We start from the raw sequence: 23,080 nt of genomic DNA on the forward strand, positions 1-23,080 counted from the left end.
GGAAGGGGAGCCTAACGCGCTGGTTTCGCCTGTCCAGCGGCCTCTTCTGCCCACATGCGTATTGCGCGTCTAAAACGCCTCGCTATGCTGCCGGCCAATCCATTGACCATCATGAGGCGCCCATGACTCTTTCCCATTTTTCTCGCCGGGTAGCCCTGATGCTCGGCCTGTCTTCGCTTGCCCTCATGCCGACGGCGCAGGCGGTGGCGGCGCCCAAGGCCGCCAGCGTGGCCGCGCCCGCGCCGCTTTCCAGCCTGGTGGCGGCGGTGGACATTCCCTATGAGGAATTCACGCTGAAAAACGGCCTGCGCGTCATCGTCCATAGCGACCGCAAGGCGCCGGTGGTCGGGGTGTCGATCTGGTATCATGTCGGCTCGCGTTTCGAACCCGTGGGCAAGACCGGGTTCGCTCATCTGTTCGAGCATCTCATGTTCTACGGCTCTGAAAATGCCGACGGGCCGTTTTTCGGACGGCTGGAGGATATCGGCGCGACCGACTGGAACGGGACGACCTGGTTCGACCGCACCAATTATTTCGAGACGGTGCCGACCGGCGCGCTCGACCGGGCGTTGTTCCTGGAGTCCGACCGGATGGGGCATCTGCTGGGCGCTGTCACCCAGACCAAGCTCGATGCGCAGCGCAGCGTCGTCCAGAATGAAAAGCGCATGGGCGAGAATGAGCCCTATGGCCTGGTCGAATATGCCCAACTCGCCGCGATGCTGCCCGACGGGCACCCCTATCGCCACTCGACCATCGGTTCGATGGCGGATTTGAACGCAGCCAGCCTTGCCGACGTGCAGACATGGTTCAAGACGCATTATGGCCCGAATAACGCCGTGCTGGTGCTGGCGGGCGACATCGACGTGCCGACCGCCAAAGCCAAGGTCGAAAAATGGTTCGGCAATATCGCCGCCGGGCCCGCGCCCAAGGATGTGGATGCGACGGTGCCGACGCTTGGGCAAGATGTCGAGAAGGTGATGCACGACAATGTCGCCGCGACCCGGCTCTACCGCAACTGGATCGTGCCGGGGGTGAATTCGGACGATCTGACGCCGCTCAATCTGGCGATGGCGGTGTTCGGCGGCCTCAAATCCTCGCGGCTCGACAATATTCTCGTGCGGGACGAGAAGGTGGCGGTCGGCGTCAAGGCCAGCATCCAGCCGTTTGAGAAGCTTTCGCTCGCGGAGATTACCGTGGACGTGAAGCCGGGACAGGATCCGGTGGCCGTCGGCAAGCGGCTCGACCAGCTCCTGGCCGATTATCTCGCCAAGGGTCCGTCCGCCGACGAGGTGCAGCGCGCCGCGACGCAGCAGCTTTCGGGGACCATCGGCGGACTGGAGAAGGTCGGAGGCTTCAGCGGCAAGGCGGTGACGCTGGCCGAGGGCGCCGTCTATTCCAACGATCCGGCCAAATATAAGAAGGACTTGGCCGCCGCCGCCGCCGCCACGCCGCAATCGGTGAGCGAGGCTGCGCGCAAATGGCTGGGAAGGCCTGTGTTCCGCCTGACCGTGGCGCCGGGCGAACGTTCGGCGGAGGATAATGCGCTGGCGGGCAACGCCATCCATCATCCCGCCTATTTCCGCGATCCCAAGAAGCCCGCTCCAGTGGCCGCCACCCCGCCGCCGCCAACGAAGATCGCAGAACCGGGGATCGAGCCGGTCAAGGATCTGGAGTTCCCGGCGGTCGAGCATGCGACGTTGAAGAACGGCATTCCCATCGTCTTCGCGCGCCGGGCGACGGTGCCGGTGGTGCGGGTTTCTGTCTCCTTCGACGCAGGCAATGCCGCCGATGACAAGGCGAAGCTGGGTACGGCGGGGCTGACCACGGCGCTGCTGGACGAAGGCACGAAGACGCGCAGCTCGGTGCAGATCGCGGAGGAGCAGGAGCGGCTGGGCGCCTCGATCAGCGCGGGCAATGGCATGGACGCCACCAATGTCGGCCTTTATGCGCTGAAGCCCAATCTGGACGCGTCGCTCGGCCTGCTGGCCGATGTGATCCGCAACCCGGCCTTCGCGCCGACCGAGGTGGAGCGTCTGCGCGGGCAGGTACTCACCCGGATCGCGGCGGAAAAGACCGAGCCGATGCCGATCGCGCAGCGCCTGCTGCCGCCGTTGCTCTATGGGCAGGCGCATCCCTATGGCATCCCCTTCACAGGCTCCGGCACGGAAAGCGGGGTCAAGGCGGTGACGCGGGCCGATCTGGTCGCCTTCCATGACAAATGGCTGCGGCCCGACAATGCGACCATCTTCGTGACCGGCGATACCACGCTGGCCGATGTGATGCCGCTGCTGGAAAAGCGCTTCGGGGACTGGAAAGCGCCCAAGGTCGCCAAGGGCGCCAAGCTGTTCCGCATGGACCGCATGATGCGCCCGTCGCGTATCATCCTGGTCGACAAGCCGCAAAGCCCGCAGTCGATGATCCTGGCGGGCCTGTTGACCAACAAGGCGGGCACCGACAATCCGGTGACGCTGCTGACCGCCAATGAAGTGTTGGGCGGCAGTTCGACCTCCCGCCTGATCATGGACCTGCGCGAGAGCAAGGGCTGGGCCTATTATGCGGGCAGCGCGCTTCCCGGCGTCAAGGAGACGATCCCGCTGCTGGTCTATGCTCCGGTGCAGACCGACAAGACTGGCGAATCGATCGTCGCCGCGCGCAAGGACATCAGCGATTTCCTGACGGCCAAGGGCACGACCGAGGCGGAACGCAACCAGACGATCAACAGCCAGATATTGTCGCTGCCGGGCAGCTTCGAAACCTCGTCCGACCTGCTGGGGGCGATGATGCGCAACCGGATGCTGGGACGGCCGGACGACTATTATGCCAGCCTGCCGGGTGTCTATCGGGCGATGACGGCGACCGACCTCGATAAGGCGGCGCGGGAGGCGATCAATCCCGACCGGCTGATCTGGGTGGTCGTGGGCGATGCGAAACTGGTGAAACCACAGCTTGACGCGGTTGGCCTTCCCGTCGAGATGGGCACATTGGCCGACTGACGATTACGTAAAGGAGAAGTGCTATGGCAGCAGTGGACGGTGCCTATGATTGCGTGGCGAAGACCCCGATGGGCGACCAGAATGGCGTGCTGACCGTCATCAGCGCGGGCGAAAGCTTTCACGGCACCTTTGCGGGGATGATGGGCTCGCTCGACGTGGCTGAAGGCAAGGTAGAAGGCAACAAGCTGAGCTGGAAGATGAACATGACCATCCCCATGCCGATGACGCTGGAATGCGAGGCTGAGGTGAGCGGGGACAGCATCACCGGCACGATGCAGCTTGGGGCTTTCGGCGCAGCGGGCTTTTCGGGCACGCGCCGGGGCTGAGGATCACATTTGCCCATCTTCGTCATTCCCGCCTTCGCGGGAATGACGGTTGGGTAATGGGGCTGGAGGCAGGAAAATCTCCGGCCTTTTTCGTAACTTGGGGAAATGCAGTATCAAATTGCAACGACTCTCTTGACGAAAGACATTAGTTAGCTATCTAAGAAAAATGTCTCGATCGGAGTTGAAGCGCGTCTTGGCGCATAAAATGCCCCAGGTGGCGCGTCAGTGGCGGCAATTGGCCGATCTGGCGCTGGCCGAATTCGGCGTCTCGAACAGCGCGGGCTGGTGCCTGATCTATCTCGACCGGCTGGGACCGGACATTCGGCAGGCCGACCTGGCCGAGGAACTGGGCATCACCCAACCCTCGCTGGTGCGGACGCTGGACCAGTTGCAGGCGGCGGGACTTGTCGAGCGCGTGCCCAATCCGGATGATCGGCGCTCGAACCGAGTCGCCTTCACGCCGGAGGGTCAGGAACTGGTAGGGCAGATCGAAGCCAAGTTGGGGAATTTGCGGCGCGAGTTGCTGGATGGCGTGCCCGACGCCGCGATCGAGATCATCGTCAACCTGCTGAGCCTGCTGGAACGGCGCATGGCCGAGCGGCGGGGGCAGTCGTGATGAGTGGCCTGATGTGGGGTGGCTTGGCATGCGAGCGTTGAGATGAACGCCTTTGGCGAGCGCATCGGCGGGCCCGCCGCGCTCTTTTCCCTGAAATGCTTCGCGGCGGCGATGCTGGCGCTCTATGTCGCGCTCAGCATCGGGCTGGAGCGGCCCTATTGGGCGTTCTTGACCAGCTATATCGTCGCCCAGCCGTTGGCCGGCGCGGTGATTTCCAAGGCGGTGTTTCGCGTCATCGGCACGTTGACCGGCGCGATCTTTTCTGTCGCCATCGTGCCGCCGCTGGTCAATGCGCCCGAACTGCTGTCGCTCGCCATGGCGCTGTGGATGGCGGCCTGCGTGTTCGTGTCGCTGCTCGACCGCACGCCGCGATCCTATATGTTCGTGCTGGCGGGCTATAGCGCCTGCCTGATCGTCTTTCCCGATGTCGACACGCCGCAGACCATCTTCACCGTGGCGACATTGCGCGTGCAGGAAATCACCATCGGCATATTGTGCGGCAGCCTGATCCACGGCGTGGTTTTCCCCGGCTCCATCACCAATTTGCTGCTGGCGCGGGTGGAGGCGATGCTGCGCGATGCGGAGCGCTGGTCGCATGACGCCATTGCGCTGGAGCCGGTCGAAGGGTTGGAGCAGGAGCGCCGCCGCCTGGCGCAGGACATTACCGAGTTGCACCAGATGTCGGTGCACCTGCCCTTCGACATCAGCCGCCTGGCCCCCCGCGTGCGCACGGTCCGGGCGATGCAGGACCAGCTTTCCCTGCTGCTGCCGCTCGGCGCGGCGGTGGAGGACCGGCTGGCGATGCTGAAGGCGGCGAGCGGCGGAAAGGTGCCGCATGAGGTCGCAAGCCTGATAGCCGATGCGCGGGCCTGGATCGTGGACCCCGGCGAAGATATCGCCGCCCGCACCGCGGCGGCGGACGCGCTGATCGCCCACTGCGCTGCGCTGGAGCCGGCGGCGCGGGCGGAGATGGACTGGGCTGACATGATGCGCCTCAGCCTGTTTGCGCGATTGTCCGCCCTGATCGCGGCGCATCGCGATTGCCGCGATCTTTACGACCAGATGGTGACGCACAGGCGCGAGGCGGTCAGCCCCCGCGTCGGTGAATTGCTGGAGGGGCGGCGCAACCGTGAATTGCACAAGGATTATGCCGGGGCGGCGCGTGGGGCCTTCGGCGCCTTCATCACCGTGGCCGTGGGGTGCGCGCTGTGGATCGGCAGTGGCTGGAAGGACGGCGGCAGCGCGGTGATGCTGGCGGGCGTGTTCCTCTCTCTGTTCGCGGCATCCGACAATCCGCTGGCGCCGCTCAAGGGCTTCATGATCGGCACTATCGCCGCCTCGCTGCTGGGGGCGATCTATGGCTATGTAATCATGCCGCGTCTGGACGGGTTCGCCATGCTGGCGGCGGCCTATGCGCCGATGCTGCTGCTGCTGGGGACGATGATGGCGTCGCCCCGTTGGGCCGGAATCGCGCTGCCCACGTTGCTGGGGCTGGGCAGTCCGGTGCTGCTGTCGGATCGGTACAGGGATGCCTTTGCCAGCTATGCCAACGGCACGGTGGCGCAGTTGGTCGGCCTCTGGTTCGCGATCATCATGACCGGGCTGTTGCAGTCGGCGGGTGTCGAACGGGCGATCCGGCGCACGGTGCGCGCGGGGTGGAACGATATCGCCAACCGCGCCACGCTGATGACGCCGCCCGATGTGCGCGGCTGGATCAACCGGATGCTGGACCGCATCGCCCTGCTCGCACCCCGTCTGGCGGCGACGCGGTCCGAGAGCGGGCAGCCGCTTTACGATGCGCTGCGCGACCTGCGGACGGGTGTCGCCATTGGCGAATTGCGGCAGTTGCGGCTGGATCTGCCCGCCGACGAAGCGGCGCCGCTGGCGGATGTGCTGACAGGCGTCAGCACGCATTATCGCGAGTTGGACCCGGATGCGCCCATGCCTGCCCGGTCCGCCCTGCTGGTCGATATCGACCAGGCGATCAGCGATCTGGCGCGCAATCCCAGCGCTCCGATCAGGCGGGAAGCCATACTCGGGCTGGTCAGCCTGCGCCGCAACCTGTTCCCTGAGAGCGAAGGCTATCGGAGAGTCGCCGCATGACCGGAGAAATCGCCCTGGGCGGCGTCTATGTGCCGACCCTTTTGTTGCTGGCGCTGGTCGCGCTGATCCTGAGCTGGGGCGTGACCCGGCTGATCGGCGCCTTCGGCCTTTATCGCTTTCTCGCCTATCGGGCGGCGGTCGACCTCAGCATTTTCGTGCTGATGCTGGGCGCGCTCGCCATTCTCGTTCCCACCCTTGGAATCCGCCTATGAACCGCCTTACTGCCAAGCTGATCAGGAGCACCGCCACCATCGTCATCGTCATCATTGCCGTGCTGGTGGCGGTGTGGATGTGGAACCATTATGAGCGCAGCCCCTGGACACGCGACGGGCGGGTGCGCGCCGATGTGGTACGGGTGACGCCCGATATCGGCGGCCTCGTCACCTCTGTCGCGGTGCATGACAATCAGGCGGTGACGGCGGGCGACCTGCTGTTCGTGATCGACCGGCCGCGCTATGCGCTGGCGCTGGAGCAGGCCGAGGCGCGGATCGCCAGCGCCAAGGCGACATTGGGCCAGGCGCGGCGGGAGGCGACACGCGACGTCGCGCTGGGCGACCTCGTCGCGAAGGAAGCGCATGAGCAGAATGTCGCGCGGGTGGCGACGGCGGAGGCTGCGCTGGCCGAGGCGATGAGCGCCCGGGACGCCGCTGCGCTCAACCTGAAGCGCACGCAGGTGGTGGCGTCGGTCAACGGTGTGGTCACGAATCTTGACCTGCATCCGGGCGATTTCGTCGCGGCGGGGCAGCAGGCCATGGCGCTGGTCGACCGCGACAGCCTGCGCGTCGAGGGCTATTTCGAGGAAACCAAGCTGCCGCTCGTATGCATCGGCGCGCCGGTGACGGTAAGGCTGATGGGCGAGGCGGAGGACCTGCATGGCCGGGTCGACAGCATCGCCTATGGCATCAATGATTCGAGCCGGAGCGACAGCGGCAATCTGCTGCCGACGGTCGAGCCGACCTTTTCCTGGGTGCGCCTGGCCCAGCGCATTCCGGTGCGGGTGAAACTGACCAAAGTGCCTGCGGAGGTGAAGCTGATTGCCGGGCGCACCGCCACGGTGACGATCGAACCGGCGAGGAAGGGCGCGAAGCCGGGGGCTTGCCACCATGCGTAAGAGGGGCTGGACGCCCTTGCTGGCTTTGGCGCTGGCGGCCTGCGCGACGGCGGGACCGGATTACCGGCCGCCGGAACAATCGGCCGCGACGGCTCCGGGTGCGCAGGGCGCCTTCCTGTCGGCGCAGGGGGCGGGTTTCAGCAATGCCGAGCTGCCCGACCATTGGTGGCGGCTTTATGATGATCCCAGGCTGGACGCGCTGGTCGAGCAGGCCCTGTCAGCCAATACCGACCTACGCGTGGCCGACGCGAATTTGATCGCGGCGGAAGCCGTGCTGCGCGAGGCGGAGGCGGGGCGGACGATCGGCACGGCGATCAGCGGCGGTGTGTCGCTGGCGCGGCCTTCGGGCACGGGCGAGAGCTTGCCGGGCGTGGTCGGCTATGATCTGGGCCTCGGCGCCTCCTATCCGCTCGATCTGAACGGTCGGATCAAGCGCGCGATCGAGGCGAGCACCGCCGATCTGGAAACGGTCGTGGCAGCGCGCGACTATGCGCGCGTCAGCGTCGCGGCGGCCACGGCCAAGGCCTATGCGCAGGTCTGCGCGGCCAATTATTCGCTGGCCGTCAACCGCCGGGTGGTCGCCTTGCAGCGCGAGACGCTCAACGCCACGCAGCGATTGTTCAAGGGCGGACGCGGCACGGCGTTCGACGTCAGCCGGGCGCGGGCGGCCGTCGATGCCAGCGAGGCGAGCCTGCCCGCTTTCGAGGCGCAGCGACAGAGCGGGTTGTACCTGCTGGCGACGCTGCTGGGGCGGGCGCCGGCGGATTATCCGAAGGAGGTGGAGGGTTGCGCGACCCTGCCGGTGCTGCATGCGCCGCTGCCGGTGGGCGACGGCGCGGCGCTTATCCGGCGGCGGCCCGATATCAGGCAGGCGGAACGAGAGATCGCCGCCGATACCGCCCGCGTCGGGGTGGCGACGGCGGACCTTTATCCGCAGATCAGCATCGGCGGATCGCTGGGGCTGGGCGGGCCGCTGAAAAGCTTCGGTTCGGGGACGAGCTTCGGCATGAGTCTGGGGCCGCTGCTAAGCTGGAGTTTCCCTAACCGGCCAGTGGTGAAGGCGCGGATCGCGCAGGCCGATGCGCAGGTGCAGGCCGATCTGGCGCGCTTCGACGGGACGGTGCTGGAGGCTTTGCGGCAGACGGAGACGGCGCTGGAAAGCTACCGCCGCCATGCCGAGCAGGCGGCAGCGCTCGACCGGGCGCGGGACAGCGCGGGGGTGTCGGGGGTCCAAGCGGGCAAGCTATTCCGCTTCGGGCGCGGGGATTTCCTGTCCTTGCTGGACGCGCAGCGGTCGCTGGCGGGTGCGGAGGCGTCGGCTGCGGCGGCGCGGGTGCAACTGGTGCAGGATCAGATCGCGATCTTCCTGGCGCTTGGGGGCGGGTGGTCGCGGAAGGATGACGGCGCTCGTTAGGCAGTCCGCTTCACCAAGGCGGGCGGCAAGCAAAAGTCTTCCCCCGGCCTGAGAATCTGTCGGCGGGAAAAGAAAAGACCCGCCGGCCGAACGACCGGCGGGTCATGAAGCACAGGTGCGACCCAAAAGCTTCACATGATCAATATTGGACGGTGACCGTCACTGCGCGGCGGTTCTGCGCCCAGGCCGTTTCGTCCGATCCCAGCGCGGCAGGGCGTTCCTTGCCATAGCTGACGGTGGTGATGCGGCCGGCGTCGATGCCGAGCGATGCGAGATAATTCTTCGCCGCATTGGCGCGGCGCTCACCCAGCGCGATATTGTAATCGCGGGTGCCGCGCTCGTCGCAATGCCCTTCGATGGTCACGCGGACATTGGGGTTCTGTTGCAGCCAGGCGGCCTGGCTTTGCAGGATTTGCTGGTCCTGCGCGTCGACATCATATTGGTCGGTGCCGAACAGGATGCGGTCCGACGATACCGAGGCGACGAAATCCTCCTGGCTGCCCTTGACCGGGCCAGAGGGCGCGGTCGGGCCCGTGGAAGCCGATGTGTCGCCACCGGGTGCGGGCGGCAATTCTTTCGGCGGCTTCTTGGAGCAGGCGGCGAGAGCTACGATGGCGGTCGCCACCAGCAAGGTGCGGGAAAGTTTCATCGGGTTGCTCCTCAACATTTTCTAAAAGTCGTTACGCAGTCGGGACGATTCGGTTCCGATCATGATGCAGATTAAGGCAGTAGCGGACCCCAGGCCGGGTCGGAGCCGCTCAAGGGCGTGGGTATCCGCCGCTCGTTCACGCCGGTCAGGTCGACCTGCCACACCTGGCTGTTGCCGTCGCGGCCCGGCGTGGTGCGGAAAAATTGCAGCACGCGGCCATTGGGCGACCAGCTCGGTTGCTCGTCCTGCCAGCCATTGGTCAGGATGCGCTCATTGTCGCCCGTGGGCGTCATCACCGCGATCTTGAATTCGCCCGAAATCTTGGTGAAGGCGATCAGGTCGCCGCGGGGGCTCCATTCGGGCGTCGCGTAGCGGCCGCCGCCATGGCTGATCCGGCGCTGGCCCGAACCGTCGGCGTTCATGACATAGACCTGCTGGCTGCCGGAACGGTCGCTTTCGAACACGATCTGGCGGCCGTCGGGCGAATAGCTGCCGCCGACATCGATGCCCGGCGCGGTGGTCAGTCGGACCGGCGCGCCGCCGGTGGCGGAGACGCGGTACACGTCGGTATTGCCCGCGATCGCCATGGAGAAGAGGATGTTGCGTCCGTCGGGCGACCAGCGCGGCGCGAAGGTCGGATTGTTGCTCTCCGTCACCAGCCGCTGCCGTCCGGTGCCGATGTCGTAAATGTAGATACGCACCCGGTTGTTCAGGTAGCTCACATAGACGATCGACTTGTAATCGGGCGCGAAGCGCGGGGTCAGCGCGATCGACTGGCCGTTGGTGATGAAGCGGTGGTTGGCGCCGTCCGAATCCATGATGGCGAGGCGCTTGGTGCGGTTCCCCTTGGGGCCGCTTTCCGCGATATAGGCGATGCGGCTGTCGAAGAAGGGGCTTTCGCCCGACAGCCGCGCATAGATGGCGTCGGCGCATTTATGCGCGGCCCGGCGCCAGTCGCGGGGGGCGACGACATAGCCCTGCCGCGTCAATTCCTGCTTCAGCGCCACGTCGTAGAGATAGCAGCCGACGGTGATGTCCGCCTCGCCGCCCGTGGTGCGCACGAAACCCTGCACCAGCGCCTGATAGGCGCCCCATTTGTCATAGGCGGGACTGGTGACTTCGGGAAAGGCGATGGTCGGGATGCCGTTGGGGCCGGAGGGATCGAACAGGCCCGACCCCTTGAGGTCGGCGGCGATCACTTCCGCGATCTTGCGGCCCAGTTCGGTCGAGCCGCCTGCGGGCGTCGAGACTTCCGCCTGCGCGGGCAGCGCGGGGACGACGATCTTGAGGTTGGAGGAGGATTCGTCCGTCACGTCGACGCTGAGCTGTGCCGAAACGGCGGGCGCGAACGCCAGCAGCAGCGCCCCCAGCGTGGCCCCAAATGCGGCCCGAGCCTTTCCGGTCATGAAGGGTGGCGTCATTGCGATAGCCTCTTGTCGAAGGAGATGCGGAGGGATTTCCAGCCATCATAAAGATCGGGCGGCAGCTTGAAAGGCGCGGCGAGGCGGATCGCCTTTACCGCCAGTTCCTGATGCAGCGTCACCTGCGCGCGGTTGCTGGCGGTGATGCCGGTCGTGTTCACGACCTGCGGCTGGCCCGCCAGTGATCCGTCGCGGGCAAGCTGCACGTCGACGAAGGTGCGGAGCTGTTCGATATCCGCGCCGCTCGGGGATTTCCAATAGGGCTTGAGCTGGCGGCGGATTTCCGCGTCCAGCGCGGCCTTCTGCGCCGGACCCATGGCGGCGGCGGGCGGCGGCGCGGACTTGCGCGGCGCGTCATCCTCCGCGTTGATGCCCTTGAGGAAATCCTTGCCCAGCAGCGAGCCCTTGGGCTTGTCCACCTTGCCCTGACCCGAAGCGCGGGCTGGAGAGTCGGGTTTCGGCTTGGCCGCTGGCTTTTGCGATGCCTTGGCGGGCGCGGCGGCAGCGGGCTTTGGCTTTTCGGGCGCGGGTTTCGGCTTGGGCTTGGCTGCGGGCACGTCCTTCTTCGGCGGCGCGGGCGTGGGTTTGGGTGGCGCAGGCTTCGCCACCGGCTTGGGTGGCGCGGGCGGCGCCGGGGTTGGTTCGGGCTGGGGTGCTGGTTCCGGCGCGGGCGCGGGTGAGGCATCCTCGGTCGGGCCTTGTTCCGGCGCGACGCTGGGCGGCGGCGGCTGGGTCGAGACCTGCGGTGCCATGGATTTCAGCGCGACCTCGTCCACCAGGCTGACGTCCATCGGCGGCGAATTGAGCTTCAGGGGATTGGGGGTGGCCAGAAAGCCGGACGAGAGCAGGCCGAACAGCAGGACATGTCCCGCCGTCGCCACGCCAAGGCCGATTTTCTCCGCGCGATCCATGGGCAAGACCTATGGCCCCTATTCTGAACCGCTGCTGACAGCGGACCCGTCCTCGGTGCCGGTGCTGACCAGCGCGACCTTGTTCAGCCCCGCCCGGTTCAGCTCGCCCATGACCAGCATCACCCGCCCATAGTCCAGCCCCTTGTCGGCGCGCAGGAAGATCTGCGGCGGCGGGTCCTTGCCCGCATTGGCGGACATGATCTCGGCCAGCCGGTCCGGCAGTTCGGCATCGCTGATCTGCGCATCGTCGATGAAGACGCCGCCGTCGCGGTCGATGGAGACGACGGTGGGCTTCTGGTCCTGATCCAGCCCCTTGGCGCGGGTTTCGGGCAGGTTCACCGGCACGCCCGTCACCAGCAGCGGCGCCGTCACCATGAAGATGATCAGCAGCACCAGCATGACGTCGACCAGCGGCGTGACATTGATGTCCGCCATGGGCGCGCGATGGCGGCCCCGGCGACCGGAGGGCGGTCCGGACATGGCCATCAGGCACGTCCTCCGAAACGGCGGACCTTAGCTATCCCCGTTCGGGCTGAGCCTGTCGAAGCCCTGTCTTTCCTTTGAAGAGAAGTACAACCCTTCGACAAGCTCAGGGCGAACGGAAGGAGGATATGACTCACCGCTGCGCCTCCAACTCGCGGCTGAGCGTCGAATAGAAATTGTCGGCAAAGCGCGTCAGCCCGGCCTCCATCCGGTTGATGCCATGGCTGAACCGATTATAGGCAATCACCGCCGGGATCGCTGCGAACAGGCCGATGGCGGTGGCGAACAATGCCTCCGCAATGCCCGGCGCCACGACCGCGAGGCTGCTGTTCTGCTCCGCTGCGATGCTGGTGAAGGCGCGCATGATGCCCCAGACTGTGCCGAACAGCCCGACGAACGGCGCGACCGATCCGATGGTGGCGAGGATATTGAGCCGATCCGACAGCCGGTCGACCTCCGCGCCGATGGTGCTGGTCATGGCGGTGGACAGGCGGTCGCGCGTTCCGTCGCGGTCGATCACCTTCTGCGCGGTCGAGCGGCGCCATTCGGTGACGCCTGCGGCCATCACCTTGGCGGCGGGAAATTCGGACTTGCCGCGCGCTTCGTAGAAGCGGTCGATATCCTCCGCCTTCCAGAAATCGCGTTCGAAGGCGGCGCTCTGCCTGCTGGCCTTGCGCAGCGTGAAGCTGAAGCCGATGATCATCGCCCAGGTCCAGATGCTGGCCAGCAGCAGGCCCAGCATCACCACCTTCACGACGATGTCGGCCTGAAGAAACAGGTTCAGCGGCGAAATGGTGGCGGCTTGCGCGGCGGTGCCGACAGCAAGGCCAACGTCGGGCATCGAAAGGCTCATGGGTTGATGTCTTCCCCTCTCATCAAACGGCTGAAAATGTCGATCCAGGGCTTGGGTTGCCGGCGGGGGCGGCCCTGGGGTGTCAGAAAGGCGACGGAAACCGTGCCTTGCGTCAGTAATTCCTCATCGCGCATGACCGTCTGATGAATGGAACATGAAGCCGCGCCGACCTTCGTCACGCGGCTCACCACCATCAGGACGTCGTCCAGCCGCGCGGGGCGGCGATAGTGGAGTTGCAGGTCGGTGACGGCATAGACGCCCTCTCCCTCCTCCAGATTGCCGCGCTGGTCGATCCCGGCGATGCGCAGCATGTCCGACCGCGCCCGCTCCATATAGCGCAGATAATTGGCGTGGTAGACGAGACCGGACAGATCCGTATCCTCGAAATAGACGCGCAATGGAAAATGATGCACGGCGGCGATGAACCTTCCGGTCGCCGGCGCGGGCAGCAGGTCTGAAACGGACATGCCGGGGCTTTTAACCATCAAGCAGGCGCGGCGCAAAGCCGGAAATGACGGAAAGAAAAGCGCTCCGCCGACCGTCTGGGGCTTTCCGTCCGCTTTCGCCCGGCCCGCAAGCTCTGGCGGCCTGCCTGTCATGGCGCTACGGGGGCTGGCGACGAGCGATTCAGTGCAGGAGGGTTTCAGCAATGACGGATATTCGGACCGTGGGCGTGATCGGCGCGGGCCAGATGGGCGCGGGCATCGCGCAGGTGGCGGCGCAGGCGGGCTATGAAGTGATCCTGTCCGACGTAGACCTGCCCCGTGCGCAGAAGGGCCGCGACGGCATCATCCGCCAGTTCGCCAAGGCGGTGGAAAAGGGCAAGCTGGCGCAGGTTGACGCCGACGCCGCCATAGCCCGGATCACGCCGGTGGGCGAAGTCGCGCCGCTGGCGGCCTGCCAATTGGTGATTGAGGCAGCGACCGAACGCGAAGAAATCAAGCGCGCCATCTTCGCCAATGTCGGCGCATTGCTGGCGGACGATGCGATTCTGGCGTCGAACACCTCCTCCATTCCGATCACCCGGCTGGCGCAGGCGGCGCCGGATGCGGGCCGCTTCGTGGGCGTGCATTTCTTCAATCCCGTGCCGATGATGGCGTTGGTCGAGGTCATCCGGGGCCTTGCCACCAGCGCTGAAACCGTGGCGGCGGTCGAGCGCTTCGCCGCAAGCCTGGGCAAGCAGGTGGTCCATGCCTTCGACGCGCCGGGCTTCGTGGTGAACCGTATCCTTTTGCCGATGCTCAACGAAGCGATCTTCGCGCTGGGCGAGGGCGTGGGTAGCGTGGTCGATATCGACAAGGGCGTGATGCTGGGCCTCAACCATCCGATGGGGCCGCTGACGCTGGCGGATTTCATCGGTCTCGATACCTGTCTGGAGATCTGCAAGGTGCTTCAGAACACGACCGGCGACCCGAAATATCGCCCTGCGCCGTTGTTGGTGAAATATGTTGAGGCGGGCTGGCTGGGCCGCAAGACGGGCAAGGGTTTCTATGATTATTCCGGCACGGAACCTGTGCCGACGCGTTGATCCCCCATCGTCATCCCCGCTTTCGCGGGGATGACGGAATAAGGGGTCAACCTACCCCGCGCTCAACCCATGCTTCTTCATGCAATGGCGAAGCTGGTCATAGGTAAGGCCCAGGCCCTTGGCGGTCGCGCGCTGGTTGTAGCGATAGCGCTCCAGCGCCGCCCGCACGATCGCCGCCTCATGCGCATCCACGGCGTATTTGAGGTCGGTGATCGCGTCATGGCCATTCGCTACGGGCGCGGCTGACGGCGCCGTCTCCGCAGGCGCCCTGGCAGGCATCAGCGGCTTGGGCTTCCAGGGCGAGGCGAAGGGATCGAACACGATCGCCGCGATCGGCCGGGCCGGGTCGTTCCAGCGGTAGACGGCCCGCTCCACCACATTGCGCAATTCGCGCACATTACCGGGCCAGTCATGCGCCTCCAGCTCGGCCATGCAGGCGGCGGAAAAGCCGGGCCATTGCGGCCAGGCGATCTCCGCCGCCATGCGCCGCCCGAAATGATCGGCCAGCACCGGGACATCCCCCTCCCGCCCTCGCAGCGGGGGCAAGGTGATCACCTCGAAACTCAGCCGGTCCAGCAGATCGGGCCGGAACCGCCCGGCATCGGCGGCGGCAGGCAAATCCTCATTGGTCGCCGCCACGATCCGCACATCCACGGTCAGCGGCTTTGATGCCCCGATCCGCGTGACCTCCCCATATTCGATCACGCGCAGCAGCCGCTCCTGCGCCGCCATCGACAGAGTGCCTAGTTCGTCCAGGAACAGTGTGCCGCCATCGGCTTCCTCGAACCGCCCGGCCCGTGTCCGCGCCGCGCCGGTGAAGGCCCCCTGCTCATGCCCGAACAGTTCCGCCTCGATCAGCGTTTCCGGCAGGGCGGCGCAGTTCATGATGATCAGCGGCCCGTCCCAGCGCGGCGACAGGCGGTGGAGGCGCTCTGCAATCAGTTCCTTGCCGGTGCCGCGTTCCCCGATCACCAGGATCGGCCGGTTGAGTTCCGCCGCCCGCCCGGCCTGCTCGACCGCATCCAGAAAGGCCAGCGACTGGCCGACGAACTGGGTGTTTTTCTCCATGCCCCAACTTATGGTGAAATTTCCCACCTTTCGGCAAGAACTATTCTTGGACGACCGTAAAAAACGGCGCAATTCCACCATTTTCGAAAATTGGCATGCCTCCTGCAAAGTCGGAAAGCGAAGCCGCTGACCCATCAAGCGGCACGTCAATGAAGGCCAAGGTTCAGGAGTTTACCATGGAAAAGCAAAGCAACAGCGTTCGCGAAATCGGCCAGTTCCTGTCCGTCGTCATCGCCTCCGTCCTGTTCGGATCGACCCTGATCCTTTCGGCGGTCGGCCCGGCCCGCGCCAGCGAAATGCCCCTGCTCGCGAACCCTGAATGCCCCGCGGCCACGCATTATCTGGCGTAAGGCCGCACCCAAACAAGTCGTACCAGGAGTGAAGTTCAAATGGGTATTTTCTCCCGCACCCGCGACATCATCGCCGCCAATGTCACTGACCTGCTCGACAAGGCGGAAGACCCGGCGAAGATGATCCGCATGATCATCCTCGAAATGGAGGAGACGCTGGTCGAGGTGCGCGCCTCCGCCGCCCGCACCATCGCCGACCAGAAGGAAATGCGGCGTCATATCGCCAGGCTCCAGGGCTTGCAGGATAGCTGGACGGAAAAGGCCCAGCTCGCGCTCAGCAAGGATCGCGAGGATCTTGCCAAGGCCGCGCTGGTCGAAAAGCAGAAGGCGGCCGACATGGCGGAACAGCTTTCCCATGAGATCGAGGTGCTGGACGAAGCGCTGCGCGCCTCGGAAGAGGATATCGCCAAGCTTCAGGCCAAGCTGCGCGAGGCCCGCGCCCGCCAGAACAGCCTTGTGACCCGCATGGAAAGCGCCCAGAATCGGCTGCGCGTCCGCGAAGCCTATGCCGGCGAGAAGGTGAATGACGCCTTCGCCCGCTTCGACATGCTGGAGCGCCGCGTGGACATGGCCGAAGGCCGCGCCGATGCCGTAACTTTGGGCCAGCAGCCCAAGACGCTGGAGGAAGAGATTGCCGAGCTGAGGGCGTCGGACAAGGTCGATGCCGAACTCGCCGCGCTCAAGGCCAGCATGCAAAAGGGAGAGTGACGCATGGAGGACGTGTTCCTGCCCATCATGATCTGCGGCATGCTGTTCATCGGCATGCCCTGGCTGATCTTCCACTATGTCACCAAATGGAAGCAGGCCCCCAAGATCACCGATGAGGACGAGAAACTGCTGGACGATCTTCATCTGCTCGCCCGGCGGCTGGAGGAGCGGTTGCAGACGGTCGAACGGATCGTCGCCGCCGACAATCCTGATTTCCGCCCCGCCCGTCCCTCGCAGGACGATGGCTATGAATTCGACCGCCAACATCCCGACCGGAGGAACTGAAATGGCTGCCCGTCGCACCAAATTCTATCTCGACAAGCAGAATGGCAAGTGGATGGGCGTGTGTGCCGGCATTGCCGACTATACGGGGATCGACGTACTGTGGGTCCGGGTCGGCGCGGTGCTGGTGACGCTGATGGGGGCCTTTCCCTGGACGCTGATCGCCTATTTCGTCGTCGCCTATTTTGCCGAGAACAAGCCGCTGGGCCTTTATGCGGACCGGGATGACGAGAAATTCTGGCAGGGCGTGCGCACCAACCCGGCGCGCTCCACCCGCGATGTGCGGTCCAAGTTCCGCGACATCGACCGGCGCCTGGCCGACATCGAAACCTATTATACCAGCCGCAACACGCGCCTGGCCGACGAGATCGACAGCCTGCGCTGAGCGCAGGGGGACGCCGTTCATCGAACCGATAGCGGCGCCGGTCGAAACCAGGCTGCGAGACCTCATGAAAACGAAAAGCTGAAGGCGCCGCATCGGTTGCCGCACAGCTTGCCGCCTTGGGCGCGCCGAGGCGGAGCAAGGGAGACAGACAGATGAATCCGTTCGAAATGGTCGTCGCCATCGTCGCGATCACCGCCATCGCCAGCGTCGTCCGCGCCAAATATGGCGTCGTGCGCCGGCACAAGGGCGAAGACTTCGTGTCCCGCGGCCCCGATCCGGAAGCGGAACGGCTGCAGGCGGAGGTGAAGGCGCTCAAGGATCGCGTCGCCGTGCTGGAACGGCTGGCGACCGACAGTTCCACCGCGCTGGAGCGGGAATTCGACAAGCTCAGGGACCGCGACTGACGCGGCCTGAAGGAAACATGCCTTAGGGAGGACAATATGCAGGACCCCCTTATCACTCTGACATTGGCGGTGGCGGGTTTGTCGGGACTCGTCATCGTCGCCATGACCACCCTGCGGGGCTGGAACGGCTGGCTGGACCTCAAGCGCGCGGAACTGGCGCGGCGGTCGGATGAAACCGCGCCGCCATCGGCCGCCACGCGGATCGAGGTGGCGGACCTCAAGGAACGCATCCGCAAGCTGGAAGCCATCGCCGCGGGCGTGGACCTCTAATGCTTCGAAGGAGGAAAAGCGGCTTTCTTCCGCCGCTTTTCTTCCTATATGGCGGCTATGACCGATCACGCCGTCCTTGCCGATCTTTACGAAGAATATGAATTTCTCGATGCCGACGACCGCTATCGGCTGCTGATCGATCTTGGCAGGGCGCTGGAACCCATGCCCGACGCGCTCAAGGCCGATGCGACGCTGGTCAGGGGCTGTTCGGCGGCGGTGTGGGTCTATCCGACCGTGCTTGAAGACGGGCGGCTCCATTTCCTGGCCGACAGCAACGCCGCGATCACCAAGGGGATCATCGCGCTGGTGCTGCTGACGGTGCAGGACCGGTCGCCCGCCGCGATCGCCGCGACCGACATCGAATCTGCGCTTTCGCCCTTCGATCTTCGCAACCAGCTCAGCTCCAACCGGACGCAGGGTATTCCCAACATGATCGCGCTGATCCGGGAAACTGCCTCGCGCTATAGCTGAACCGAGGGAAACCGGGCCCGGCTGATGCGTTCTCCTCCCGTAATGACGACGGGATAGGAGAGAAAAGATGCGCACCCTCTGGGCACTGGCCGCCGTGGGACTGGTCGCTGCCTGCTCCTCGCCGGAGGACAAGGCGCCGACCCAGCGCGACCAGATCGGGCAGGTCTGGAAATATGAGAGCGGCGAGCATGGAAAGGTCAAGGTCGCCTATATCGGCAGCGCCAACACGGTCCAGACCATGACGGCGGCGGACACTTTTTCCGTCCTGCTGGTCCAGCCGATGGAAAAGGGAGAGGCGGACGTCACCGTCAAACTGGTCGGCGCGCCTTTTATCTGCGACCTGTCCGATTGCAGCGTCACGGCCACCACGGATGACGGCAAGACGCATGAATGGAAGGGACGGATGACGGATAATAAGGACGGCATCGAAGTCCTGCCCGCAGCCGGAGCCTATGGCGCGATCAAGGACAGTAAGACGATCAAAGTGAATCTGGTGGTGGGACCGAAGGACAAGACTTTCCCATTCCAGTTCAATGTCGCCGGGCTGGATTTGAAGGGGTGAAGCATTGCCGTGTTCCTGCCTTCGCAGGAACATGACCCGCCAAGACGCTTCACTCCTGTAACGACACACCCGGACTGCGCGGATCGGCGCCGCCGACCCAATGGCCGTCCGCTCTTCGCTCCGCCGCATTGGCCTTCAGGCCGAAGCGGTTGATCGATACCTTGTGCCCCAGCTTCTCCAGCGGCGCCTTCATCGCCTCCAGCGACGTGCCCTGTTCCAGCACTAGCCCGTCCTTGTCGAAGAATTCGAACCCCAGCGCGATCGAATCCTGCGCGGACAGCCCCCAGTCGAAATGCGCGATCAGCGCCTTTGCGACCTGCATGATGATGGTCTTTCCCCCCGCCGCGCCGACGGTGAAGATGGGCGTCCCCGCCGCGTCATAGACGATGGTGGGCGACATGGACGACAGCGGTCGCTTGCCCGGCTCGACCCGGTTGGCGACGGGTGCGCCGTCCTTTTCGGGCGTGAAGCTGAAATCGGTCAGCTCATTGTTCAGGATCACGCCATTGGCCACAAGCTGGCTGCCGAAGAAGCTTTCGATGGTGGAGGTCCAGGCGGCGATATCGCCATTGCGGTCCACCGCGACGAAATGGCTGGTGCCCGATTCCGGCTGTGGCAGGGCGGCGGTGCGCTTCCCCGCGCCCCGCGGAATGCCGGGGCGATAGTCGCCCAGCGCCTTGCCCATGGAAATCAACGCCGATCGCTGCTTGAGATAGGCGGGGTCGATTAACCCGGCGATCGGCACCGACACGAACTCGGGATCGCCCAGATAAGTGTCGCGATCGGCATAAGCGAGTTGCATTGCCTCCCCGATCACATGCCAGGACCGGGGATCGTCCTTGCCCCATTGCGCCAACGGGAATCGCTCGACCATGCCCAGCACCTGCAAAACGGTGATCCCACCCGCCGAAGCCGGACCCATGCCGCAGACCGTATAGATGCGATAAGGACCGCAAACCGGCTTGCGCGGCTTGGCCTGATAGCCGGCGAGGTCGGCCTCCGTCATCGGCACCGGATTTTTCGGCGCGTTGCTGACGGTTTCGGCAATCGCCCTGGCATTGTCGCCCAGATAGAAGGCGTCCGGCCCCTCCGCTGCGATTCGCTTGAACAGTGCGGCGAGAGGCGGGTTCTTGAGGATCGTGCCCATCGGCGCGGGCTTGCCGTCGATCCAGAAATATTTCTGGATTTCGGGAAAGTCCGCCCAGACCGGCGCCACCGCCTTCATCGCCGTGTCGAGCCGCTGGCGCAGTTCGAACCCCTGTTCGGCAAAGCGGATGGCGGGCTGGAACAGCTCGGCCCAGGGCAGCTTGCCCCATTTGCGATGCGCGTCCCAGGCCAGCCGCAAATTGCCCGGCACGCCGACGGAATAGCCGCCCGGCCATGCTTCGCGGAAGGGCAGGGGTTGGCCGTCCGCACCCATGAAACGGTCGGGCCGCGCCGCCGCCGGGGCCGTCTCCCGCCCGTCGATCGAATCCAGCACGCCGGTCCGCCCGTCATGATGCATCAGGAAGCCGCCGCCGCCGATGCCGCTATTATGCGGTTCGACGACATTGAGCGTCAGCATCATGGCGATGGCGGCGTCGGTGGCGCTGCCGCCCCTGCGCAATATTTCCTGCCCGGCCTCGGCGGCGCGGGGATCGGCGGCGGAGACGGTGACGTTGACCGAAACCGGCTCCCGCGCCGCGAGTGGCGCAGGAATGAGGGCGTAAAGGGTGAAGGGAGCCAGCAGGCCGAAAAGGCGAGAAGTCATGTCCGGCATCCTAATCGCTGCGTTGCGGTCTGCAACCCATATGACGGATCAGGCGTCGATACCCACTATCTCGCTGATATTCCTGACCCCGTCACGCGCCATCAGCGCTTTCAGGCCCGCATTGATCCGCTTGGCGAGATAAGGCCCCTCATAGACCAGCGCGCTGTAGAGCTGGATCAGGCTCGCCCCGGCACGGATGCGGGCATAGGCCTGCTCCGCATTGGCGATGCCCCCTACGCCGATCAGCGGCAGGCGCGTGCCTAGCGCCCGGCGGAAGTCGCGCAGTCTTTGCAGCGCCAGATCGTGCAGCGGCGCGCCCGACAGGCCGCCCGCCTCACCAGCCTGCGCGGATCGCAGCGAAGGCCGGGAAATGGTGGTGTTGGAAACGATCAGCGCGTCGATCCGGTGGTCGAGACAGGCGGCGGCGATATCCTCGACATCGGCTGGTTCCAGATCGGGGGCGACCTTCAGGAAAATGGGAGTGCGATTCGATCCCCGCGCCGCCATGACCGCGCCCAGCAACTGGTCCAGCGCGGCCCGATCCTGCAAGGCGCGCAGCCCCGGCGTATTGGGGGAGGAGATGTTGACCGTCAGATAATCGGCCAGCGGCGCCATGCAGATCACGCCCGTGGCATAATCCGCGCTTCGGTCGGCGGCATCCTTGTTGGCGCCGATATTGATGCCGATGACCGGACCGCCTGGCCGCTTGCGCTTCGCGATCCGCTCCGCCGCCGCCGCCTGGCCGCCATTGTTGAAGCCCATGCGGTTGATCACCGCCCGGTCCTCGACCAGCCGGAACAGCCGGGGCAGCGGATTGCCCGGCTGCGGCAGCGGGGTCAGCGTCCCCAGTTCGGCAAAGCCGAAGCCCAGCCCGTGCATCTTGTGCGCGACCAGCCCTTCCTTGTCATAACCCGCCGCCAGACCGACCGGATTGGGAAAGGCGATTCCCGCCACCGTCTGCGCCAGCATCGAATCGGGTTTCAGCGCGGGAGGCACCGGCATCAGACGCAGCAATTTGATGGAGAGATGATGGGCGCGCTCGGCTTCCAGCGCGAAAAACAGGGGGCGGATCAGGCTGTAGGACATGGCGGCGCTATGCCAGCGCGGAAGGCCGACGTCGAGTCGCTGTTGCAACGCGGCAACAGTAGGGAAGGATCGTCATTTCTTAACAAGATTCATTGGGATTCGTCCCGTTTTGGTCCGGCTAATGTCCGATCCATCCAATAAAATTTCCCCGATTCGGACGTAAGAGAGTCCTGCGACCCGAAGGCTCTAGGCCATTTGGCTGACGAGACCTTTTCCTGACCCGGCGGTGAAAACTGCCGGGTCATTTTTATGAGACGTCCCGTTCCATCGTCTCCGGACAGGACGGAAAGTGATATTCCGTTAAGCATAGCCCTTGCACCTTGGCGGCGATGGCGCATATTGCGTGCTGGGGTGAGATATGGGGTCGCATAACAGCGAAGCGCCCGGGGGGGCGCCAAATATCACGGCAAAAGATGGTCAGGCGCCATTGTCCTATACCGTCGATGCGGCGCAAGGACCGGTGCGTTTGCGCTACTTCGCGCTGCCCGAACAACTCAACGCCTATTTCGGCTCGCTTTATATCTTTACCGAAACGGCCGATCATTATTCCGATGTGACCCGCGCCGACGTGCCGCAACTTCGCTTCATGCTGGAAAATAGCGGCGACTATCATTTTCACGACGGAAAGATCGCGCCGACCCCTGAAGTCTGCCTGTTGGGTCCGACCCTGGGCGCGACCCGGTTCGAATTGAACGGCCCCGGCCGGGTGGTCGGCATTTCCCTGCTTCCGGCGGGATGGATCGCGCTGCATGGGGGCGATGCCAGTGTCCTGACCGATCGGGTAAAGGATATGGGGCACCTTCCGGGATATCGGGATCTGCTGGAAAAGCTGCGCGCCGCCGTCGATGCGGAGGCGATGGCGGCGCTTTGCTGGTCCTTCCTGGCGGAAAGGCTGGTCGCGCTACCCGAATCGACATGGCGGCTGCTGGAGGCGGTGGACGGCTGGCTGATGGGGGAAGGCTCCCCGCGGATCGAGACGCTGGCGGATATTACCGGCCTGTCGCCGCGCCAACTCGCCCGGCTCACCAACAAATATTATGGCTGCCCGCCCAAGCTGCTGGCGCGGAAATATCGCGCGCTCCGGTGCAGCGCGCGGATCGCGCTCGATCATGAAAGCTGGCAGGCGCTGTGCGATGACGGGCGCTTCTACGACCAGTCGCATTTCATTCGGGAGATCAAGCATTTCATCGGCCTGACCCCGCATCAGTTGCAGACTGAACCGAGCGCCGTGGCGCAGCTCACCTTGCTGCGCCGGTCGCTGGGCGGAGACGTGGCTGTGATCAACCGTTTCAGCTAGCGCCCTCACCCAAGCAAAAATGCCTTGATTCCGTCCGCT

The 23,080-nt window shown here is 65.0% G+C and carries 26 protein-coding genes; 17 read left to right on the plus strand and 9 right to left on the minus strand.

All coding sequences use genetic code 11. The annotated features are described in order from the left end of the window. The first annotated feature begins 122 nt into the window (after window positions 1–122). The 7 genes from VVT58_RS13745 to VVT58_RS13775 all read left to right on the plus strand — a co-directional run bounded on the left by VVT58_RS13745 (window position 123) and on the right by VVT58_RS13775 (window position 8,563). Window positions 123–2,993 (plus strand): pitrilysin family protein, encoded by a 2,871-nt coding sequence (locus VVT58_RS13745; protein ID WP_327752527.1) that lies wholly within the window; start codon window positions 123–125, stop codon window positions 2,991–2,993. A 23-nt stretch (window positions 2,994–3,016) separates the two neighbouring features. Then, complete coding sequence (locus tag VVT58_RS13750) at window positions 3,017–3,319, plus strand: hypothetical protein (protein ID WP_066553190.1); 303 nt, start codon at window positions 3,017–3,019, stop codon at window positions 3,317–3,319. Between the two features lie 166 nt (window positions 3,320–3,485). Next, window positions 3,486–3,935 carry a MarR family transcriptional regulator gene (locus tag VVT58_RS13755; RefSeq protein ID WP_327752526.1) on the plus strand — a complete coding sequence of 150 codons (450 nt, stop codon included), beginning with the start codon at window positions 3,486–3,488 and terminating at the stop codon, window positions 3,933–3,935. Window positions 3,936–3,977: 42 nt separating this feature from the next. Then, window positions 3,978–6,038: an FUSC family protein gene (locus VVT58_RS13760; protein WP_327752525.1), complete on the plus strand. Its 2,061-nt coding sequence runs from the start codon at window positions 3,978–3,980 to the stop codon at window positions 6,036–6,038. Next, window positions 6,035–6,250, plus strand: a complete 216-nt coding sequence (locus VVT58_RS13765) for a DUF1656 domain-containing protein (protein WP_020817535.1) — start codon at window positions 6,035–6,037, stop codon at window positions 6,248–6,250. The genes VVT58_RS13760 and VVT58_RS13765 overlap by 4 nt, the downstream gene beginning before the upstream one ends. Continuing rightward, window positions 6,247–7,149, plus strand: coding sequence for an efflux RND transporter periplasmic adaptor subunit (locus VVT58_RS13770; RefSeq protein WP_066553193.1), 903 nt, complete (start codon window positions 6,247–6,249; stop codon window positions 7,147–7,149). The genes VVT58_RS13765 and VVT58_RS13770 overlap by 4 nt, the downstream gene beginning before the upstream one ends. Then, window positions 7,142–8,563, plus strand: coding sequence for an efflux transporter outer membrane subunit (locus tag VVT58_RS13775; protein ID WP_327752524.1), 1,422 nt, complete (start codon window positions 7,142–7,144; stop codon window positions 8,561–8,563). The genes VVT58_RS13770 and VVT58_RS13775 overlap by 8 nt, the downstream gene beginning before the upstream one ends. Window positions 8,564–8,702: 139 nt before the next feature. Here the strand turns inward: VVT58_RS13775 and pal are convergent, their stop codons facing one another. The 6 genes from pal to ybgC all read right to left on the minus strand — a co-directional run bounded on the left by pal (window position 8,703) and on the right by ybgC (window position 13,347). Continuing rightward, window positions 8,703–9,212: a peptidoglycan-associated lipoprotein Pal gene (gene pal / locus VVT58_RS13780; protein ID WP_066553204.1), complete on the minus strand. Its 510-nt coding sequence runs from the start codon at window positions 9,210–9,212 to the stop codon at window positions 8,703–8,705. A 71-nt stretch (window positions 9,213–9,283) separates the two neighbouring features. Then, window positions 9,284–10,633 (minus strand): Tol-Pal system beta propeller repeat protein TolB, encoded by a 1,350-nt coding sequence (gene tolB, locus VVT58_RS13785; RefSeq protein WP_145907136.1) that lies wholly within the window; start codon window positions 10,631–10,633, stop codon window positions 9,284–9,286. After that, window positions 10,630–11,544 (minus strand): cell envelope biogenesis protein TolA, encoded by a 915-nt coding sequence (locus VVT58_RS13790; RefSeq protein WP_327752555.1) that lies wholly within the window; start codon window positions 11,542–11,544, stop codon window positions 10,630–10,632. Before VVT58_RS13790 ends, tolB begins: the two co-directional genes overlap by 4 nt. An 18-nt stretch (window positions 11,545–11,562) precedes the next feature. Continuing rightward, window positions 11,563–12,030 carry a protein TolR gene (gene tolR / locus VVT58_RS13795; protein WP_327752523.1) on the minus strand — a complete coding sequence of 156 codons (468 nt, stop codon included), beginning with the start codon at window positions 12,028–12,030 and terminating at the stop codon, window positions 11,563–11,565. 130 nt (window positions 12,031–12,160) lie between these two features. Then, entirely contained in the window at window positions 12,161–12,880 is a 720-nt protein-coding gene (gene tolQ, locus VVT58_RS13800) for a protein TolQ (RefSeq protein ID WP_327752522.1), read from the minus strand. Continuing rightward, window positions 12,877–13,347 carry a tol-pal system-associated acyl-CoA thioesterase gene (gene ybgC / locus VVT58_RS13805; protein ID WP_327752521.1) on the minus strand — a complete coding sequence of 157 codons (471 nt, stop codon included), beginning with the start codon at window positions 13,345–13,347 and terminating at the stop codon, window positions 12,877–12,879. The genes tolQ and ybgC overlap by 4 nt, the downstream gene beginning before the upstream one ends. Before the next feature lie 182 nt (window positions 13,348–13,529). On the opposite strand from ybgC, the gene VVT58_RS13810 reads away from it, so the two are divergent. After that, window positions 13,530–14,408, plus strand: a complete 879-nt coding sequence (locus tag VVT58_RS13810; protein ID WP_327752520.1) for a 3-hydroxybutyryl-CoA dehydrogenase — start codon at window positions 13,530–13,532, stop codon at window positions 14,406–14,408. A 51-nt stretch (window positions 14,409–14,459) separates the two neighbouring features. On the opposite strand, the gene pspF is transcribed toward VVT58_RS13810, so the two are convergent. Then, window positions 14,460–15,476 (minus strand): phage shock protein operon transcriptional activator, encoded by a 1,017-nt coding sequence (pspF, locus tag VVT58_RS13815; RefSeq protein WP_327752519.1) that lies wholly within the window; start codon window positions 15,474–15,476, stop codon window positions 14,460–14,462. Between the two features lie 176 nt (window positions 15,477–15,652). Between pspF and VVT58_RS13820 the strand changes: the two genes are divergently transcribed. The 8 genes from VVT58_RS13820 (at window position 15,653) to VVT58_RS13855 (ending at window position 18,908) form a co-directional block, all read left to right on the plus strand. Continuing rightward, a complete protein-coding gene (locus VVT58_RS13820) occupies window positions 15,653–15,826 on the plus strand; it encodes a hypothetical protein (protein WP_327752518.1) in 174 nt (57 codons plus the stop codon). A 39-nt stretch (window positions 15,827–15,865) separates the two neighbouring features. Then, complete coding sequence (pspA, locus tag VVT58_RS13825) at window positions 15,866–16,534, plus strand: phage shock protein PspA (RefSeq protein ID WP_327752517.1); 669 nt, start codon at window positions 15,866–15,868, stop codon at window positions 16,532–16,534. A gap of 3 nt (window positions 16,535–16,537) precedes the next feature. Further along, window positions 16,538–16,819 carry an envelope stress response membrane protein PspB gene (gene pspB, locus VVT58_RS13830; RefSeq protein ID WP_327752516.1) on the plus strand — a complete coding sequence of 94 codons (282 nt, stop codon included), beginning with the start codon at window positions 16,538–16,540 and terminating at the stop codon, window positions 16,817–16,819. 1 nt (window position 16,820) lies between these two features. Further along, window positions 16,821–17,201: an envelope stress response membrane protein PspC gene (gene pspC / locus VVT58_RS13835; RefSeq protein ID WP_066560785.1), complete on the plus strand. Its 381-nt coding sequence runs from the start codon at window positions 16,821–16,823 to the stop codon at window positions 17,199–17,201. A gap of 152 nt (window positions 17,202–17,353) precedes the next feature. After that, window positions 17,354–17,605: a hypothetical protein gene (locus VVT58_RS13840; RefSeq protein WP_327752515.1), complete on the plus strand. Its 252-nt coding sequence runs from the start codon at window positions 17,354–17,356 to the stop codon at window positions 17,603–17,605. Window positions 17,606–17,641: 36 nt separating this feature from the next. Then, window positions 17,642–17,875, plus strand: coding sequence for a hypothetical protein (locus tag VVT58_RS13845; protein ID WP_327752514.1), 234 nt, complete (start codon window positions 17,642–17,644; stop codon window positions 17,873–17,875). Window positions 17,876–17,923: 48 nt separating this feature from the next. After that, the gene (locus tag VVT58_RS13850) at window positions 17,924–18,346 is read left to right on the plus strand and encodes a SufE family protein (protein WP_405053706.1); all 423 of its coding nucleotides are present in this window, start codon (window positions 17,924–17,926) and stop codon (window positions 18,344–18,346) included. A gap of 67 nt (window positions 18,347–18,413) precedes the next feature. Beyond that, a complete protein-coding gene (locus tag VVT58_RS13855; RefSeq protein WP_327752512.1) occupies window positions 18,414–18,908 on the plus strand; it encodes a hypothetical protein in 495 nt (164 codons plus the stop codon). Window positions 18,909–18,957: 49 nt separating this feature from the next. Here the strand turns inward: VVT58_RS13855 and ggt are convergent, their stop codons facing one another. After that, on the minus strand, window positions 18,958–20,658 hold the full coding sequence (gene ggt / locus VVT58_RS13860; protein ID WP_327752511.1) for a gamma-glutamyltransferase: 1,701 nt from the start codon (window positions 20,656–20,658) through the stop codon (window positions 18,958–18,960). A 48-nt stretch (window positions 20,659–20,706) separates the two neighbouring features. Continuing rightward, a complete protein-coding gene (locus VVT58_RS13865) occupies window positions 20,707–21,744 on the minus strand; it encodes a quinone-dependent dihydroorotate dehydrogenase (protein ID WP_327752510.1) in 1,038 nt (345 codons plus the stop codon). A 466-nt stretch (window positions 21,745–22,210) separates the two neighbouring features. Here VVT58_RS13865 and VVT58_RS13870 point away from each other — a divergent pair, with 466 nt between their 5' ends. Further along, on the plus strand, window positions 22,211–23,041 hold the full coding sequence (locus VVT58_RS13870; protein WP_327752554.1) for a helix-turn-helix domain-containing protein: 831 nt from the start codon (window positions 22,211–22,213) through the stop codon (window positions 23,039–23,041). The last annotated feature ends 39 nt before the right edge of the window (window positions 23,042–23,080 follow it).

Origin of the sequence: Sphingobium sp. SJ10-10 (assembly GCF_036038995.2) — a bacterium.
GTDB lineage: Bacteria > Pseudomonadota > Alphaproteobacteria > Sphingomonadales > Sphingomonadaceae > Sphingobium.